This window comes from Rossellomorea sp. H136, assembly GCF_056838065.1.
The window spans coordinates 2821717-2838244 of sequence record NZ_CM166371.1 but is presented as its reverse complement, the minus strand read 5'-3'; the positions used below and the strand labels follow the sequence as shown (position 1 = coordinate 2838244).

General features: G+C 39.0%; 20 protein-coding genes. 13 read left to right on the top strand and 7 right to left on the bottom strand.

Translation table 11 applies throughout. The features are described from left to right. Window positions 1–1019 precede the first annotated feature (1019 nt). Window positions 1020–2081, bottom strand: coding sequence for a DUF3900 domain-containing protein (locus ACYH0O_RS14360; protein WP_482629259.1), 1062 nt, complete (start codon window positions 2079–2081; stop codon window positions 1020–1022). 158 nt (window positions 2082–2239) lie between these two features. Here ACYH0O_RS14360 and ACYH0O_RS14355 point away from each other — a divergent pair, with 158 nt between their 5' ends. From ACYH0O_RS14355 to ACYH0O_RS14345, 3 genes are all read left to right on the top strand, one after another. Beyond that, window positions 2240–3220 (top strand): cation diffusion facilitator family transporter, encoded by a 981-nt coding sequence (locus tag ACYH0O_RS14355; protein WP_482629258.1) that lies wholly within the window; start codon window positions 2240–2242, stop codon window positions 3218–3220. A gap of 253 nt (window positions 3221–3473) precedes the next feature. Next, complete coding sequence (locus tag ACYH0O_RS14350; RefSeq protein ID WP_482629257.1) at window positions 3474–4091, top strand: NUDIX hydrolase; 618 nt, start codon at window positions 3474–3476, stop codon at window positions 4089–4091. Between the two features lie 1479 nt (window positions 4092–5570). Continuing rightward, window positions 5571–6020, top strand: coding sequence for a hypothetical protein (locus tag ACYH0O_RS14345; RefSeq protein WP_482629256.1), 450 nt, complete (start codon window positions 5571–5573; stop codon window positions 6018–6020). 33 nt (window positions 6021–6053) lie between these two features. Here the strand turns inward: ACYH0O_RS14345 and ACYH0O_RS14340 are convergent, their stop codons facing one another. Then, window positions 6054–6302: a DUF2164 domain-containing protein gene (locus ACYH0O_RS14340; RefSeq protein WP_482629255.1), complete on the bottom strand. Its 249-nt coding sequence runs from the start codon at window positions 6300–6302 to the stop codon at window positions 6054–6056. A 245-nt stretch (window positions 6303–6547) separates the two neighbouring features. Between ACYH0O_RS14340 and mscL the strand changes: the two genes are divergently transcribed. From mscL to ACYH0O_RS14320, 4 genes are all read left to right on the top strand, one after another. Beyond that, window positions 6548–6931 carry a large conductance mechanosensitive channel protein MscL gene (mscL, locus tag ACYH0O_RS14335; RefSeq protein WP_482629254.1) on the top strand — a complete coding sequence of 128 codons (384 nt, stop codon included), beginning with the start codon at window positions 6548–6550 and terminating at the stop codon, window positions 6929–6931. Window positions 6932–7014: 83 nt separating this feature from the next. Then, window positions 7015–7569, top strand: coding sequence for a DinB family protein (locus ACYH0O_RS14330; RefSeq protein WP_482629253.1), 555 nt, complete (start codon window positions 7015–7017; stop codon window positions 7567–7569). A 186-nt stretch (window positions 7570–7755) separates the two neighbouring features. After that, window positions 7756–7953: a cold-shock protein CspD gene (gene cspD, locus ACYH0O_RS14325; protein WP_032088076.1), complete on the top strand. Its 198-nt coding sequence runs from the start codon at window positions 7756–7758 to the stop codon at window positions 7951–7953. Window positions 7954–8123: 170 nt separating this feature from the next. Beyond that, window positions 8124–8339 (top strand): hypothetical protein, encoded by a 216-nt coding sequence (locus ACYH0O_RS14320; RefSeq protein ID WP_482629252.1) that lies wholly within the window; start codon window positions 8124–8126, stop codon window positions 8337–8339. A gap of 318 nt (window positions 8340–8657) precedes the next feature. Here ACYH0O_RS14320 and ACYH0O_RS14315 read toward each other — a convergent pair whose 3' ends face one another. Further along, complete coding sequence (locus tag ACYH0O_RS14315; RefSeq protein WP_426892042.1) at window positions 8658–8786, bottom strand: hypothetical protein; 129 nt, start codon at window positions 8784–8786, stop codon at window positions 8658–8660. 273 nt (window positions 8787–9059) lie between these two features. On the opposite strand from ACYH0O_RS14315, the gene ACYH0O_RS14310 reads away from it, so the two are divergent. The 4 genes from ACYH0O_RS14310 (at window position 9060) to ACYH0O_RS14295 (ending at window position 12545) form a co-directional block, all read left to right on the top strand. Then, entirely contained in the window at window positions 9060–10547 is a 1488-nt protein-coding gene (locus tag ACYH0O_RS14310; protein ID WP_482632575.1) for a glycine betaine uptake BCCT transporter, read from the top strand. 387 nt (window positions 10548–10934) lie between these two features. Beyond that, window positions 10935–11642: a Type 1 glutamine amidotransferase-like domain-containing protein gene (locus ACYH0O_RS14305; RefSeq protein ID WP_482629251.1), complete on the top strand. Its 708-nt coding sequence runs from the start codon at window positions 10935–10937 to the stop codon at window positions 11640–11642. A 74-nt stretch (window positions 11643–11716) separates the two neighbouring features. Continuing rightward, complete coding sequence (locus ACYH0O_RS14300; RefSeq protein WP_149156770.1) at window positions 11717–11986, top strand: hypothetical protein; 270 nt, start codon at window positions 11717–11719, stop codon at window positions 11984–11986. A gap of 121 nt (window positions 11987–12107) precedes the next feature. After that, window positions 12108–12545, top strand: coding sequence for a GNAT family N-acetyltransferase (locus ACYH0O_RS14295; protein ID WP_482629250.1), 438 nt, complete (start codon window positions 12108–12110; stop codon window positions 12543–12545). 126 nt (window positions 12546–12671) lie between these two features. On the opposite strand, the gene ACYH0O_RS14290 is transcribed toward ACYH0O_RS14295, so the two are convergent. Next, window positions 12672–13763: an AI-2E family transporter gene (locus tag ACYH0O_RS14290; protein ID WP_482629249.1), complete on the bottom strand. Its 1092-nt coding sequence runs from the start codon at window positions 13761–13763 to the stop codon at window positions 12672–12674. Between the two features lie 99 nt (window positions 13764–13862). Here ACYH0O_RS14290 and ACYH0O_RS14285 point away from each other — a divergent pair, with 99 nt between their 5' ends. Then, the gene (locus ACYH0O_RS14285) at window positions 13863–14651 is read left to right on the top strand and encodes a nucleotidyltransferase domain-containing protein (RefSeq protein ID WP_482629248.1); all 789 of its coding nucleotides are present in this window, start codon (window positions 13863–13865) and stop codon (window positions 14649–14651) included. Between the two features lie 101 nt (window positions 14652–14752). Here ACYH0O_RS14285 and ACYH0O_RS14280 read toward each other — a convergent pair whose 3' ends face one another. From ACYH0O_RS14280 to ACYH0O_RS14270, 3 genes are read right to left on the bottom strand one after another with little or no spacing between them, the layout of a single operon-like run. Continuing rightward, the gene (locus ACYH0O_RS14280; protein ID WP_149156766.1) at window positions 14753–15067 is read right to left on the bottom strand and encodes a DMT family transporter; all 315 of its coding nucleotides are present in this window, start codon (window positions 15065–15067) and stop codon (window positions 14753–14755) included. Next, window positions 15067–15411 (bottom strand): DMT family transporter, encoded by a 345-nt coding sequence (locus ACYH0O_RS14275; protein ID WP_482629247.1) that lies wholly within the window; start codon window positions 15409–15411, stop codon window positions 15067–15069. The genes ACYH0O_RS14280 and ACYH0O_RS14275 overlap by 1 nt, the downstream gene beginning before the upstream one ends. A 4-nt stretch (window positions 15412–15415) precedes the next feature. Further along, window positions 15416–16012 (bottom strand): TetR/AcrR family transcriptional regulator, encoded by a 597-nt coding sequence (locus tag ACYH0O_RS14270; RefSeq protein ID WP_482629246.1) that lies wholly within the window; start codon window positions 16010–16012, stop codon window positions 15416–15418. Window positions 16013–16187: 175 nt separating this feature from the next. On the opposite strand from ACYH0O_RS14270, the gene ACYH0O_RS14265 reads away from it, so the two are divergent. Then, entirely contained in the window at window positions 16188–16517 is a 330-nt protein-coding gene (locus ACYH0O_RS14265) for a hypothetical protein (protein ID WP_482629245.1), read from the top strand. Window positions 16518–16528: the final 11 nt, after the last annotated feature.

Genomic DNA, 16528 nt, shown 5'->3' with positions numbered 1-16528 from the left:
TACACGACTTTCGACGATCTATTGATCAGTCCATGCAGGAGCATACGCCGGCCTCTGCGTTAGGGAAAGACCCAACGAAGGAATGTAGGCACAAGATGCCAGGAGATATGGGAGGGTGAGTCCACCTAATAAGCAGAGATCAAAAGTGCCCATAATGAATTTAAGGGAGATCCTTCCAGTCTCTTAACGCAACGCGTAAGTATATTTCCCTTTATTTTGAACAAATGAAAAATGAAGGGAATAAAACTGGTTAACGTCACGCAAAAAAAATTTTATAAAGAGAATAATACGGTTCAAAGCCCTGACATAATAACTTTTCCCGAGGGAGTCGAGCATCCTTCCGCTCCAATCAACTTTCTGAGCATGAATCCTTAATGGAAAACAATTAAAACAAGAATTTTAGCAAACAATCTCATTTAAGGTAAGTAGAGATTGATTTACCTTTTAAGAAAGAAGAATTTTTTTAGTTACTTTGTTTTCTTGCTTGAAGCTCTGTCAAGAAAATTAGGTTAAAGAAGGTGAGGGGAACTGCGCAGACTCCGGCGGATTTTGGGCGTGCCGAGACCCCGTTCGGCTAAGCTAAGGAGGCTCGGCCGAACGCTAGCTGCAAGCGGAGCAGTTCCCCTAACCATCCAGCACGGTTGACAGAGCCCTCGCAGATTCTACATTAGATAACAACAATCTTTGCGAAAAGAGCCTTAAAAAAGAGGCTGGGACAAAAGTTTTTTATCCTAAGTCAAACCCGAACAAACCTGCTTCTTAGTGTGCAGATTTGTTCGGGTTTATTATTTATTTTCGAATCATTTGATTTTAGCTGTTTCCAGCGGTTGATTGGAGTGCAAGACGAAGACTCCTGCGGGAAAGTAGCTTATGTGAGACCCCGCAGGCTTGCCGAGGAGGCTCACGGGCTACCCGCGGAAAGCGTAGTCTTGCACGGAAATCATTAGCGGTATGAAGAACCTACACTTCTATTGTTCGTCTTTTTATCGTGGTTTTTTAGTTTTGTCCCAGCCTCCATCTCATTCTTTTTCTTGTATTCGCTGGATCACTTCATGCAGCTCATCAGGCTTTAAAAATTCAAGAGGGGAGAAGCCTTTTTCAAACATGACGGACTCGCTTTCGATCATCAGTACATATCGACCGTTTACTTTCGCCAGATGAATGTTGTCACCAAAGTCTGAAAGAAGAGCTTTGACAGAGACATGATCAAGTTTCACCTTAAGTTCGACTTCAGGTGATTGCTCGACGATTTGGGAGGTGGCTTCTACCACTTGTTCAGTTGTGAACCTTTCCTGAAGCTCACGTTTTGGACTTATTGCCCATTCTTCCACCGCTTCTTCAAATTCAACACGTTCATCGCTCTCTTCAGCATAGGTTTCTGAAATATGTTCCTTGACCATCCCGTATACTTGGGATTTCACGATTTCGGGCATTGACTTTTCATATTCCACCCATTTCAAGAAATCTTCAAAGTATCTTGCGTGTGATGCTTGATGGATTTTGATTTCGGCAGAGTCCATCATTCCTTCCTCAGGCATATAGGGGTATTGGATGGATTTCATGTTTTTCGTCGTAATCGCCATTTCGACATTGTGAATCAGAGTCGCTTCATCGGTTATAGTGGCAACCTTAGGTTCGAAATCACATTTCATAATGAACACAAACGGATCATCAAAAAATTTCGTCAGCTTTGCAGTCGCAACGAGGAATGCACCACCGCGGATAGCACTCGCTTCTATGTACATTTGAACAATTTGATCACAGGCTTCGCGAAAGTCCTCTTTGTTTTCGGCATAACGTGTGCGGTGAAATAAATTATAATTTGGATTGGAAGTCAGTTCATGACCCGGTTCCACTACAAATCGTCCAATTTTTGTGGGAGCAGACTCTGACTTTGAATGTCGGTCTACTTTCCGCTTCACAATTTTGGTTAGTTCGCCATCTAAAAAGCTTTTTAATGGGCTTTCTTCATACTCGGTTCCAGTTAAAGTCTGAAAATGCTTATGCCTTTTATCGGCTTCTTCCCCTTTGCCCTCTACCTGTATTAAGTAAAAGGAAAGGTTCTGAATAGTAAAATCCATGTTTTGTTCTCCTGACCTAAATAGATTCGTTTTACATGTAATCATCTATACATTCATTGTTACAGTATAGAAAAGCTGAAAAGGTTCGTCAATTGACTTATGAAAGTTCATTCTGGTGAGATACTACTTGTTAAGAATCTGTATGGGTGGTGTGGAATGTGGGGAATCAATCTTTTTTTTCATTGGTGAAGAAAGGAAACAAGTCATCGTTTTTCGCTATGGTGGGGAACGGGATTCTGGCGATTGCAAAAGGGATAGCCTATTTCATTAGTGGAAGTGGAGCAATGTTTGCATCAGCTATGCATTCATTAGCTGATGCAGTGAATCAAGGTTTTGTATTTATTGGAAGTGTTCTTTCTGAGAAGCAACCAACAGAGAAATTTCCGACAGGATTCGGAAGAGTCATCAATCTTTTTTGTATGGTTGCGGTTATTGTTGTTTCCATTATGGCCTATGAAACCATACGGGAAGGGATTCATTTACTAAAACATCCCGCTTTGGTGAAGGGCATTTGGCTGAATGTATTTGTATTACTACTGAATATCCTTATCGATGGGGCCATTCTCTATAAAGTAATGAAGGAAATCGGACAAGAAGCAAGAGATGAAAGCACAGGTTTAGGAATTTTGTCAGGAGCGTTTAAAAACGTAAAGCGTGCGTCACCACCGACAAGGCTCGTATTTTATGAGGATCTGGTCGCTGTTTCAGGGGCAATCTTAGCCCTGATTGCTGTATTGGTGTCCTACTTCTCTGACTATCAGCTTTTGGATGGAATCGTCACCATTGTTATTGGATTCCTGATGGTAGGAGTGGCCTTCAGGGTCGGGTATGACAACATGGTCGGTCTGATAGGAGTTGCTGCCCCGAAGGAAGTCGAGGACCGTATCGCAAGTGCGATCTTTGAGCACGAAGCAGTAATCGATATCTTCAAATTAAGAATCACTCAGGAAGGACGATACTATCATGTTGAATCGTATCTTGAACTGAAAAGAGGATTACCACTTTCTGAAGCGGATGATATTAAATTCGCTATACAGGATAAATTAATGAGTGACCCGGATATTGCGGACGTAACGTTGGGTATTATCGAGGATGATGGAATTCAGGAATGGAAAGGAAGTAAACCAAAACCACAATAAGAAACAAAGCATCCTGCCGAAAGTTTCAGCAGGATTTTTTTTCGTTTAGGATTAAAAGCGCAATATAGGAATGTCAGACCAGACAGCACAGCTCCCATTGGAAAAAATGGTCTTCTATGATTACTACAGTACGCGATAGATTTATAGATAGGATAGAATGGGAAGGTGGGGAAACGTATAGTTTGGTCTTGCTACTTGTTCATACTATAATAAAGAAAATCATAGAATAGATTATGTGAAAAGGGGGGATAGAATGGATGTGAATGAGATACTGCAGCTATTCAAAGAAAGAACACCGAAAGTACTTGGAAGTGAAACATTTTCTGAATATGCTATTCTACTTCCTTTGATTGAGGTTAACGGCCAAACACATGTTTTATTTGAAGTTCGTTCCTTAAATATGAGAAGACAACCAGGGGAAATTTGTTTTCCCGGGGGGCGGATCGATCGAAGTGATTCGGATGAGAAATCAGCAGCTATTCGTGAGACATCAGAAGAGCTGGGAATTCATACGGACACCATTACAGATGTGTATCCACTCGATTATATCGTGTCTCCTTTTGGGACCATTATTTATCCATACGTTGGCAAAATAAATGCATCCTTAAAAGAGTTAAAACCGAATCAAGCCGAGGTCGAGGAAATCTTTACAACACCTTTAACCTATCTTCAGGAAAGGGAACCAGACTTGTATACTATCAAATTCAAGATGGAGCCAGAAGAGAGTTTTCCGTTCAAACAAATCCCAGGTGGAGAAAATTACAATTGGCAAGCGAGAAATATGAAAGAACATTTTTATTACTATGAAGACAAAGTCATATGGGGGCTAACAGCCAGAGTTCTTCATCATTTTGTGAAACTCCTTCCGTAAATGGTCATTTCAATAGGCTCTTTTCGCAAAGATTGTTGTTTTCTAGCATAGAATCTGCCTGGGCCCTGTCAACCAGTTTATGCTGGATGGTGAGGGGAACTGATCCTCTTGCAGCTAGCGTTCGGCCGAGCCTTCTTAGCTTTGCCGAACGAGGTCTCGGCACTCCCAAAATCCGCCGGAGTCTGCGCAGTTCCCCTCACCATCTATAACAGAATTTTCATGACAGAGCTTCAAGGTGTGCAAGAAAACAATGTAACTAGAAAAAAATAATTCTTCTTTAAAAGGAAAATCAATCTCTACTTACCTTAAATGAGATTGTTTGCTAAAATTCTTGTTTTTATTGTTATCCATTAAGGATACATGCTCAGAAAGTTGATTGGAGCGGAAGAATGCTCGACTCCTGCGGGAATAGCTGGACAGGTGAGACCCCGGAGGCGCAGCCGAGGAGGCTCACCGCCAGCCCCGCGGAAAGCGAGCATCCTGGAGCGGAAATCAACTATTACTTTCTCCTCTACAATAGCAACAAACTATGCGAAAAGAGCATTTCAATAAGATGTTTTCTAAAAGTTTGCTGTTTTAATTGCAATTACTTCCACGAGACAATTATTATTAAACATGATTTTAAATGTAAACGAAATCTTTTAAAAAAAGAAATTCTACAAATATCTATACGTATTGACATTCGTTTTCAATTAATACTTTTTTCGATAGGGCAACATGTCGGAGAAAGTATTTTTGTTTGTAAATATGTAGCAAATTGAAGTGTTTGTAATGGTTGAGATGGAGGTAAAGAGAAGTAAGTAAAAGATGATGAAAATAAGGAGAGGGGAATAACTATGATTATTCGTGCTAAATGCTGGAGAATGTTAAGTGTACAGGAAAAATTGTTTATCCTTAAAGCCGTATGTAATAAGCATCTGAAAAAGTAATAAGTGGAATTCTTTTAATGTTCTCTAGAAAACTTCAAATCCCCTTATGTTATTGAAGTCATCAAGCCAATAGATAATACGGAAATTTCTATCCCGTTCATCTAAGGTTCCTTCGCTTCTCTATTAGTAATGATTGAGCTGGTGATATATTAACAATCGTCCTGCTGATTTACTGGATGTCATCGATTGGTGGTAAGATCAAACTAAAATAATGAAGAATCAAAAAAGCTATAAGCTATATCGGAAATCAGTACCCACTTAGTGCACTACAACCAAGAGTGAACATGGCGACTTGATCAGGCCACCAAGTAATTTTTCGTAGGGGTATTATACGAAAAAATTGGATGACAAAATACATTCACCACCGGCTCCACACTTCACCTCATTAAGTTCCCTGACCAAAATCTCCCATAAATCCCCCTATCATTAATTCCCACTTATCTTGCATGAAAAACTAAGGACGAAAAGTGCAGGGAACAATTGTTTATGGCACTTATCATTCAACATTTGGTAGAATAATAATGCACATACATATAAGGAGGACACCTTAGTGAAAGGATCAAAAGTAGTAATCATAGCGGGAATCCTTATGGCCATTCTATTAAGTGCCTGTAACCGGAATGCTGCTGAAATGGTCGTGAGTGGTGAAGTGACAATAAATGAAAAGGCCAATACGATTACATTCAGAGGAGTGGTCACAGATAAAGAACTTGAACCGAATACTCCGTTTCAAACCCGTTTCTTCCTGCAGGGAACCACGATTAAAAACGCCCTGGGAACGGATCTGATTTATACAGATGAGGAATTAAAGAGCCGTAAGCAGGGAGAATCCTCACAAGAGTTTGAGGTTAAGAAAACAGTAGACATTAAAACACCGGAAGAGATTGACAAGTTGATAAGTGAAATAAAGAACAAAGATAAAGAAGCCGTCACAATTGAACTTGTTAATGATAACGGTCGAATTGATGATCAAGTTCTTCATAACGTAACAAAGGAGTAGGACTGCAATGTCCTGCTCCTTTGTCTGTCCTGATTATCTAGCATTGATCGGCCTTTTTAAGGCATACAAATCATCTTCGAGAAGAAGCATCTTATCCATCAATACATCTTTAGAATCCATCACTCCCTGATTATAGAGATATGGACCAATTTCTTTCATGAAAAAATCAAACCAATTTTCAGCACCTAAATCTCCAATTTCGTCACCGGTCTGCTCATAATAAAATGTCTGAATTCGTTCGATCATTGTGTCTTTCTGTTCTTTTGGTAACTTCGTAAACATGATATATTCCTCCCATCGACTTTCTTCAATCGTAACATAATGGACCGATTACAGGTATGAATCCCAGCCAGCTTTTACGAGTGACGTCATGGGAAGTCTTCATTACATGGAAGGAGGGCCAATAGTGAAAGACTAGTTTAGCAGAAAGAAATCTAATCCCTCATATAAATTTGTATAATTGTGGCAAACTAAATCCTGACAGGCAAAGTTCCTGTATGTCATATATAAACAAAAGGAGAATGCAAATGTGGCAGGAGTTTAAAAAGTTTGCCGTGAAGGGTAATGTCATAGATCTTGCAGTGGCGGTCATTATAGGTGCTGCTTTTAGTAAAATCGTCAAATCCCTGGTCGATGATATCATTATGCCCCTTCTAGGTATATTGCTTGGTGGCATCAGCTTTACGAACTTAAAAGTTACGGTAGGAGACGCTGTCATTACATATGGAGTGTTCCTGCAAAACGTAGTGGATTTCTTCCTAATAGCCCTCGTAATATTCATTATTATACGGCTATATAAGAAAATGAAACGCAAAGAAGAGATCAAAGCGGAAGTGACGGTCGATCAGAAGGAAGAACTGCTTAAAGAAATACGTGATTTATTAAAAGATCCACAGCACAGTCCTAAATAATTGAATAATCGACAAAATAAACAAGGAGTTTTCCTATATTTATCCAATATATAGTAAGAGAAGAACAGGGAGGGGGAGAAACAATGGAGAGCAACTCAATATATTTAATTAAAGAAAAAAATGGAATGAAGAAAGACTTTTCTTTACTCCTTTCAATGATGGACTATGCACGGTTCACTTCTATCAGTGAAGTTGAGAACATACCGTTGGAAATGCTTGACTACCGATGCCACGATGAAGCAAATTCAATCGGGATGCTTCTTGCCCATTTTGATGCAGTTGAAAAAATTTATCAGGTCCTGACCTTCGAAAATTTAAGTGATGATGAAATCGAGGAATTCGCAGTGACCTTGGAACCTGCCTTAAGCTTAGGCAGTAAAGCAGCCGAATTGATTAATGGAAATAGAGTTGAATTTTACCTTGAAAATCTACAGAGGACCAGGAACAAAACGGTGGAGCAGTTCAAACAACTGGATGAGGATTGGCTATATGAAGAAACGGACTGGTGGTATGGTGAAAAAGGAAATAACTTCTTTAAATGGTTTCATGTATTTGAAGATGAAATCAACCATAGGGGACAAATACGTATGATCAAAAAACTCTATGCAAAAGAACACAATATTTCAATCGTGGACTAAATCCTCGTTCGCATTTTACAAAAAGACCCATTCATATTCTTGAGTTTTGCATGAGATTCTGTTATAGTAAAGATAGTTATTTTTGTTCGGTTAATATGCATGATTGAAGAACATTCGTCTTGAATCTTAATCAGAGCAGGAATATAAATATTTTTATGTGCAACTGCACTAGGAGGTACTTGTTTTATGTTACAAGGTAAAGTTAAATGGTTTAACGCTGAAAAAGGTTTCGGTTTCATCGAAGTTGAAGGTCAAGACGATGTTTTTGTTCACTTCTCTGCTATCCAAGGTGAAGGATACAAATCATTAGAAGAAGGTCAAGACGTTACATTTGAAATTGTTGAAGGTGCTCGTGGACCACAAGCAGCTAACGTTCAAAAGTAATTCAATCGTAAAACTCCAAACAGAGTACGTCGACTGACGTACTCTGTTTTTTTGTGTTTTCCCACGTCCAGAGGATACCCGACTCTATTCAGTACGCCTCTATGCTGGTTTTTCCTGAAAAATTCTGTTACTGTACTCTTAACGATATTTTATTTACTGGAGTGCTGATTTTGTGGAACAATGCTAAGAAATTTTTTATTTTTATTGGAGTTTTCATTGGAAGTAACATCATCCTAAGTTTCATTGCTGGTCTGATTTTAACAAATTTGTATCATAGTGATGGATATAAAGGGTCTCCCATTATTGGGACCTTAATCAATGTAGTGGCCGCAGTTCTTGCGGTTTTTGTTGCGTACAAACCGTTAAAAAAGAAAGATCAGTCTTAACCTGGCAGGGGGAGATCTTTGTGAGTTCCTTCTTCCCTTCCTATAATGATTTTATCTTATTTCTGGATAAGTGCACACTTCAGACCATAAAGAATAAGCTAATCACACTAACCTCTCCGGAAAAGTCCTGGGAGGTTTTTCTATGTTAAAGATGTATGAGGAAAATGTTCATTATTATAAGGATCTATCCAACCCATAAGAGTTGGTGTGAATGTTCATTTACATTGGATTCCTCTTCTAAGAGAAACGGGGCTTCATAGAAAGAGACTAGCCAGTTGACTAGTCTCTTGTTAAGTATTCAATTTTCTCACTATGTTTTTATTTATTTTGTTGGTTTTGTTGATTTTGCTGTTTAGCAGCTTTTCTAGCTCTTTCAGCAGCGTTTTGCTCTTGAGCAAATTCAGCTTCATTTTTTTGTTGTTGTGGTTTGTTGTTGTTGTTAGTCATGTTTATCACCTCCGTCTACTATAATTTGCCCCGAAATGAAAAAAAGATACATGAAAAATCAATTTAAAAGCGGGATGTTAATATATGCCAATTTAAAGTAAGGGACGGACCTTTAAAGGTCCGTCCCTTACTTTCCAATTACTTACTAGTTTAGCTCTTGGAGAAGGGGGGAACAAATAAGTTCGTGCATTTATTTTCTTTACATACCTATTTCTACATGATAGAGCTACATCAAAGAATTAAGGGGGAAGTCATTTGAGAGATTTCACACCAATGTTTTGGATTGCTATTACAATCGGCGTCATTTTTGTGGCTTGGGGGGGGATTTTTCCTCAAACATTAATCGATATTATGTCCAGTACTCAAGGAGTTCTTCTAGACAAATTTGGCTGGTTTTATCAATTTTCAGCTTCATTCTTTTTCATCATTGCCATCTTCTTCGCATTTAGTAAATATGGGAAGATTCGATTAGGGAAGGACGCTGATAGACCTGAATATTCCACATTGACATGGTTTGCCATGCTCTTCAGTGCAGGAATGGGAATAGGGCTCCTATTCTATGGGGTATCGGAACCTGTTTCTCATTATGCCACTCCACCATATGGGGAAGGTGGGACCATTGAATCTGCTAAAATCGGATTACGCTATACATATCTCCATTGGGGATTTCATGCCTGGGCTATTTATGCGGTCGTAGCATTGGCCCTTGCCTATTATAAATTCAGGAAGGACATGCCAGGACTTATGAGTGCCACGTTATATCCTGTTATTGGAGATAGAGTGAAAGGCCCCATAGGGTATATTGTTGATATTGTCGCTGTGTTTGCCACGATTTTCGGTGTGGCGATTTCACTTGGAATTGGTGCTCAACAAATTAACAGTGGACTTAATTACCTGATGGGAATCCCGATTGACTTTAAAGTTCAGCTTATTATCATGGGGGTTGCAACGGTTCTATTTATTACTTCTGCTGCTACTGGTTTATCAAAAGGAATTAAATATTTGAGCAATGCCAATATGGTATTGGCTGTCTTGTTATTCATTGTCTTTCTCATCGTAGGTCCTACGCAATTTGTCCTGGAATTGTTTTTGACCACCTTTGGGAACTATGTTCAAAATCTTCCTAGTATGGGGTTACGTTTTTCACCATTTAATGTGGAGAATAATCAGTGGGTGAAAGATTGGACGATTTTTTATTGGGCATGGTGGATCTCATGGACACCGTTTGTGGGAACTTTTATTGCAAGGGTTTCAAAAGGAAGGACTGTTCGTGAGTTTATCATCGCCGTCATCATTGTGCCTACAATCGTATGCGCTCTATGGTTTGGAGTATTCGGAGGAACAGGGTTGTATTACGATTTTGTTCAAGGTGTAGATGTAGCGGGTCAAGGTTTGGAGACAGCACTATTTTATGTATTTGATCAAATGCCTCTAAGCGGGGTCCTCTCGATTATTTCCCTAATCCTGATTATCACTTTCTTTGTGACGTCGGCCGACTCGGCAACATTTGTACTGGGGATGCAAACGTCTAATGGAAGTTTGAATCCTCCATTCTTCGTGAAGTTCAGCTGGGGGATTGTATTAGCTGCCATTGCAGCGATCTTGATGGGGACTGGCGGCATCAGCGGATTGCAAGCAGCTACCATCATCACAGCCTTACCATTAGGTATTATCTTATTTGTCATGACATATGGATTAATTCTTTCATTCCAAAAAGAAATGAAAATGAAAAAGAATAGAACGTCTGGTGCTGGTAAGTGATTTACTTTTCAGGAGATGAAATGAAATAAGTGAGAGGCTGGGACAAAAGTTTTTTAGCCTACGTCAAACCCGAACAAACCTGCTTCTTTGTGTGCAGATTTGTTCGGGTTTATTATTTATTTTCGAAATTTGATTTAGCTTATGTGAGACCCCGCAGGCTTGCCGAGGAGGCTCACAGGCTACCCGCGGAAAGCGTAGTCTTGCACGGAAATCATTAGCGATATTAAGAACCTACACTTCTATTGTTCGTCTTTTTATCGTGGTTTTTTAGTTTTGTCCCAGCCTCTTTCTTTTTTTTGAATAAAAAAAGTTCGCCAACGTCAATGGTTTTGTTAGGATTAAGATACTTATCGAAAGATTTTTGAATGGAAGGAGAGTGTGGATTCAATGAAACAGATTATCGCAATGGGTGGGGGAGGATTTTCCATGGAGCCTGATAACCTGCTTTTAGATCAATATATTATAAATCAGGCTGGAGAGTCAAAACCAAAGATTTGTTTTTTACCTACCGCCAGTGGAGATGCAGAAGGGTATATAGAGCGATTTTACAATGCTTTTCACTCGCTTTCGTGTGAGCCTTCACATTTGTCTCTATTCGAATTACCAACCAAAGATTTAGAGGGGTTCCTTCTTGAAAAGGATATTATCTATGTGGGTGGGGGCAATACCAAGAGTATGCTTGCCCTATGGAAAGAGTGGAAGGTAGATTCTATCCTCAAGAAAGCTTGGGAATCAGGGACGATTCTTGCAGGTTTGAGCGCAGGCTCGATCTGTTGGTTTGAAGAAGGAATTACTGATTCATATGGTAAAGAATTAGAAACGATTAAAGGTTTGGGATTCTTGAAGGGAAGCCACTCTCCTCATTATGACGGCGAAGAAGATCGTCGTCCCCTTTTTCATTCATTTATCCGTAAAGGGAAACTTCAAGCAGGCTATGGTGTGGATGATGGTGCTGCTTTACATTTCATTGATAAAAGTCTTTATAAAGTACTGAGCTCAAGAGTCCATGCTTCGGCCTATTGGGTCGAGAAGAGAGATGGCGATATGCTCGAAACGGTTTTATCGACAGAATATTTAAAGAAGGTAAAAAGTTAGTCCCTGATTCAGCATACTTTCACATTCGATGACATAGGGATAGTGATGAGTCTTTTTCTAGGGAGGAGAACATCATGGCTGAAGACAAGCGAAATAATCCAAGTGACTTAGTAAAGAACACGTCGAAGCAAGCCAGCGGACTAGTGAATAAAACGGCAGACACAGCTAATGAAATAATCAAAAGTGTTAGCGGTAAAGGCGGACTTGTAGGGAAAGTGTCAGATACATCAGCAGATTTTGTAAAAAATGTAAGCAATACCGGAAACAAAATGGTCGGTAAAACAGTAGACACGGCAAGCAAGGCAGTAAAGGGTGCATCAAATAAGTTATTTAAAAAGAAATGAAGTAAACCAGAGGAGCAATTCCCTATGAAGGGATTGCTTCTTTTGATATTCACCTCAAAATTTATGAATATGCTATGATAAAATAGGGATCAAAAGTCCGGTTTCATAAGGGAGGATTAAAATGACTCACATTCGTTTTATTTCAGCTACTGATACATATGCCATTAGACAACAAATTCTTAGGCCGACGCAATCGATAGAGGAGTGTCATTATGTAGGAGATTCAGACGACAGTTCCTTTCACATAGGCGTTTTTGAAGGAGAGGTGCTGATCAGTATTGGTTCCTTTTATCAGGAAGCACAACCGGGTTTGAATGGATATCTGCCTTACCGGTTAAGGGGAATGGCCACCCTTACGGATTACAGGGGGAAAGGCATTGGAAAGCAGCTCATCGATTACAGTGAAAAAGTCCTGAAAGAAAAAGGGTGTGAATTGTGGTGGTGCAATGCCAGAATTTCAGCTGGGCCATATTATGAGAAATTGGGTTTAACTCAGTTGGGGGACGTATTTGAAATAGAACCAATCGGGCCACATGTGATTATGTATAAACAGATATGATTGTCGGAATGGAGGCAATCTGAATAATGACACATATCTGCTCCTTAACCTTCTTCCGATTCAACTTCCACGTTTTTGTTACGTCAAAAAATAAACAACCGGGCAAGCCCGGTTGTCTCTCCATTATCATTCTTGAATAGCAGATCTTCTCAGCTTTATAAACTTCACTAAATTCAACATAATGGTTTTTGTTACCGCATAAAAAGGAACGGCTAGGATCATTCCCAGGATACCGGCCAGGTTCCCTGCCACCAGTAATAAAATGATAATCGTCGCTGGATGAGTATCCAGACGCTTTCCTAGAATTAGGGGTGAAAGGAGGTTCCCTTCTATTTGCTGTGCAATCGTGACAACCACGATGACGAGAATGGCTTTAGTCGGTGAATCAAACAGGGCCACGATGATGGCAGGTGCAGCACCGATAAAAGGACCGATAAATGGAATGATATTCGTCACCGCCCCTATTAGCGCCATCACCAATGCGTAGGGAAGTCCAATGATCAAATACCCGATAAAAGTCAGGGTCCCTACAAAGGAAGCTACCGTCAATTGTCCCTGTATGTACGCGGCAAGTGTATCACTCGTATCCTTTAGAGTGTTGATCCCTTCTTCACGGTAGGCAGGAGGAAGGAATTTTGAAATGGCCTTAGGAAATTTATGGCCGTCTTTAAACATAAAGAATAATAGAAACGGGACTGTGACAATCAGTATCGTAATACTGGTCAGAACACTTAATAATCCTTTAAGAGCAGTTGTTATATTATCTGGTAAAGTATTGGCAAAGTCCATTAACTGCTTTTCTACATCTTTAAGTGACACATAATCTTGACTCATCATCCATTTGAATTGTTGAGTCTCAGATAAGTATTCGATAAAATTCCTCGTTTGTCTTGCATACTCCGGAAGTTCATTGAACAAACCTGTTATCTGCTTCGAGAGAATAGGCGCAATATTTCCTATAATTAACACCATCACACCAATAATAGCAGCATAAAGCACGATAATGGCAATGGTTCTCGGCAATCTTGCTTTTTCCAGGAGATTAACTAATGGATTTAATAAAAAATACAGAAATCCTGAAATGATGATCGGGAAAAATAATGTTGAAGCGAATACGACAATCGGTTCAAATAAAAATGAAATCTTTGTTGAAACATAAATAATGGTAAGAATAATGAGAACCTGCAGGCTCCATGAGTACATCTTTTTCTTGGTCAAGCTATTCACCTCTATTTATCGACTTGTTTGTGTGATTAAGTATATCAAATACTGAAAGGAAAACCCTACTAATAAATATAAGATAAGGAGAATTATTTTGTGAGAAAAATCATTCTGGATGAGTTGAAAAATATCGAAAGAGAAGAGAGAATAAGGATCCTGTATGCCGTCGAAGCCGGGAGTCGGGCATGGGGGTATCAAACAGATGAGAGCGATTATGATGTCCGGTTTATATATATTCGGGAGGTTACTGCATATTTAAATCTTCAAGAGACAAAGGACGTTATTGTAATGTCTACACACGATTCCATTGAAATCAGCGGATGGGACCTTAGTAAAGCACTTAAACTTCTTCGTAAATCAAACCCCTCTCTAATGGAATGGTTAACAAATGAAAATGTGTATTTTGAGCACCCGGACATAGAGAAAGTCAGAAAGCTGAGAGACCAGACTTTTTCTCCGACCCGCTGTTTGTTTCATTATTATCACATGGCTAAACGCAATATGGAAATGTATTTGAATGAGGATATCAAAGATTTGAAGAAAATGATGACGATTATCAGACCGTGGCTTTCTTATAAGTGGATTAACGAGTATCAAACGTTTCCTCCAAATGGGATGAACGAAATGGTTAACCACATTAATATGAATGAAGAATTGAAGGATACCATCTCCTCTATGCTCCTATCGAGAGTTAATGGGAAAGAAATTCCTTTCCCCTTTTTAATGTATATGGAAAAGTACATAAGAGAAGATTTACTCAAAATTGATAGGAATCTGGAGGATCCCCCTAGCAATGACTCTGTTCAATGGGGAGGAATAAACGAAACTTTCTTAAACATTTTAGAAGATGTATGGGATGTACATTTAGTCAGAACGAATCGTTAGCAGGATCCTTGGAAATGCATAATAGCTCCCCCTTTGAGAAATCAATGGTAATGGTGGGGGAGCTATTGGGATCCCGATAAAAAATATCTAGAAAATTACAGTTATGAAACGATCTTTAAACCAATGATACTCCCTATAATACAACTAATAAAAAATAATCTCTTTAAATCCTTCGTTTCCCTGAAAAAGATCATCCCGATGATAACAGCTCCTGCAGATCCTATCCCGGTCCATATTCCATATCCTGTACTTACTGGGATATCAAGCAGGGAAAGGGATAATAAATAAAAGCTTATACCTCCTGCCGCGAAGCTCACGATTGAAGGGGCAAGCTTCTTGTATCCTTCAGATAGCTTCATAAACGTTACCATCACAACTTCAGAGAACCCGGCAAAAATGAGAAATATCCAAGCCATTAGTATGACCTCCCTGTTTCTTGCTTTTCTTTATCACTCATTTTGAGGCCGATTACCCCGAAAATGAGCAGAGTGATAAAAGCAACTTTCAACACGCTAATTCCATCATTTAAAAATACCATTCCCACAACAGCAGTGCCGGCTGCTCCAATACCGGTGAAGACGGCATATGCCGTTCCGATTGGCAATAATTTCATGGAATTAGAAAAAAAATAAAAACTGATTAAGATGAGAACAACAGTGACAATACTTGGGACAGGTTTTGTAAACCCCTCTGAGAGGGATAACCCAGTTGCCCAGCCAATCTCCAAAATTCCACCAATAATAACGTATATCCAACCCATGATGCTACTCTCCTTTACGACTTGATATACCTAATTCATAAACCTTCCAAGCCGATTCAATTCGTTGTCTGAAAATTTCTTCTGTGTAATAGTGATGTTCTAAAAAGACACCATCAACTAAACATAAAAAGGAGGCAATAAATTCATCCTCTTCGATTTCACTAAACAAATTGTGTTTAAGTCCTTCTTGGTAAATTGATACTAAAATCGCTGTTGTAACCATTTCAAACTGAATGAATTGTTTTTGAATAAGCTCTTTAAAAGCTTCTGGAGGAAAGAATGTAACTCTCTTCCATAGCAGAGCTTCTTTTGTTGTCATTAATCGGTGACAAAATAAGTCAAAGAGCATTCGTATATTCCTTAGTGGTTCATTAAGATTCATCTTTTCCTCTGCATTCTTATAGGCTGTCACTTCAGACACACTTAAATCCTCAATTACTTCTATAAATATATCCTCTTTACTTCGAAAATGGTTGTAAATGGATGGTTTTTTAATACCTACCGTGTTTGCAATTTCCGTTAATGAGGTATCCTCGTACCCTTTTTGGCCGAATAAATCCAATGCGACCTCTTTTATGAGTTGTTTGTTGTCATTTTTCATGATTATTCACCTTCTTAATTAATTAACTAACTAACGGTCGTTAGTTTTATTGTAAATCCATTTTAGGTTTTTTGCAAGAGGGGAAAAATAATCCACTATTCAAAATAAACGAATGTATTTTGGATTTCATACATATAATCATTTGTTGATTTTATATGGAAGGAAAGGGATACACATGATGGGCTTACGGGCTAAATTTGTGATACTTTGTATGTTACTTGTTCTTCTTGTGGGGCTCTTTATTCTGAAGCTGGTGGTTATCAGTCATGAAGATTGGGTAATGATTGAGGAAAAGTATTTTCCGGCGAATGATAAAAAAGGTGCGGAAGGAATTAAATCAGGTGAGGTTATAGATGAAAACAGCAGCGATCCGCCATGCTTTATGAAATTTGATAACGGCCACACCTATAAGTTGGATTGTGATCAATATTTAGATTTTAAAATAGGAGAGAAGGTCAAAATAGTTTCAGTTGAAAATAATTATGTGAAACTAAGAAGGAAGTAAATAAAACTGAG

What these genes read in the sequence shown, in the direction of transcription:
- ACYH0O_RS14305 (WP_482629251.1), top strand. Translation starts at nt 10,935, where the DNA reads ATGAAACAGATTATCGCAATGGGTGGGGGAGGATTTTCCATGGAGCCT.
- ACYH0O_RS14350 (WP_482629257.1), top strand. Translation starts at nt 3,474, where the DNA reads ATGGATGTGAATGAGATACTGCAGCTATTCAAAGAAAGAACACCGAAA.
- ACYH0O_RS14315 (WP_426892042.1), bottom strand. Translation starts at nt 8,786, where the DNA reads ATGACTAACAACAACAACAAACCACAACAACAAAAAAATGAAGCTGAA.
- ACYH0O_RS14330 (WP_482629253.1), top strand. Translation starts at nt 7,015, where the DNA reads ATGGAGAGCAACTCAATATATTTAATTAAAGAAAAAAATGGAATGAAG.
- ACYH0O_RS14265 (WP_482629245.1), top strand. Translation starts at nt 16,188, where the DNA reads ATGATGGGCTTACGGGCTAAATTTGTGATACTTTGTATGTTACTTGTT.
- cspD (WP_032088076.1), top strand. Translation starts at nt 7,756, where the DNA reads ATGTTACAAGGTAAAGTTAAATGGTTTAACGCTGAAAAAGGTTTCGGT.
- ACYH0O_RS14340 (WP_482629255.1), bottom strand. Translation starts at nt 6,302, where the DNA reads ATGTTTACGAAGTTACCAAAAGAACAGAAAGACACAATGATCGAACGA.
- ACYH0O_RS14300 (WP_149156770.1), top strand. Translation starts at nt 11,717, where the DNA reads ATGGCTGAAGACAAGCGAAATAATCCAAGTGACTTAGTAAAGAACACG.
- ACYH0O_RS14360 (WP_482629259.1), bottom strand. Translation starts at nt 2,081, where the DNA reads ATGGATTTTACTATTCAGAACCTTTCCTTTTACTTAATACAGGTAGAG.
- ACYH0O_RS14295 (WP_482629250.1), top strand. Translation starts at nt 12,108, where the DNA reads ATGACTCACATTCGTTTTATTTCAGCTACTGATACATATGCCATTAGA.
- ACYH0O_RS14310 (WP_482632575.1), top strand. Translation starts at nt 9,060, where the DNA reads ATGTTTTGGATTGCTATTACAATCGGCGTCATTTTTGTGGCTTGGGGG.
- ACYH0O_RS14270 (WP_482629246.1), bottom strand. Translation starts at nt 16,012, where the DNA reads ATGAAAAATGACAACAAACAACTCATAAAAGAGGTCGCATTGGATTTA.
- ACYH0O_RS14275 (WP_482629247.1), bottom strand. Translation starts at nt 15,411, where the DNA reads ATGGGTTGGATATACGTTATTATTGGTGGAATTTTGGAGATTGGCTGG.
- ACYH0O_RS14280 (WP_149156766.1), bottom strand. Translation starts at nt 15,067, where the DNA reads ATGGCTTGGATATTTCTCATTTTTGCCGGGTTCTCTGAAGTTGTGATG.
- mscL (WP_482629254.1), top strand. Translation starts at nt 6,548, where the DNA reads ATGTGGCAGGAGTTTAAAAAGTTTGCCGTGAAGGGTAATGTCATAGAT.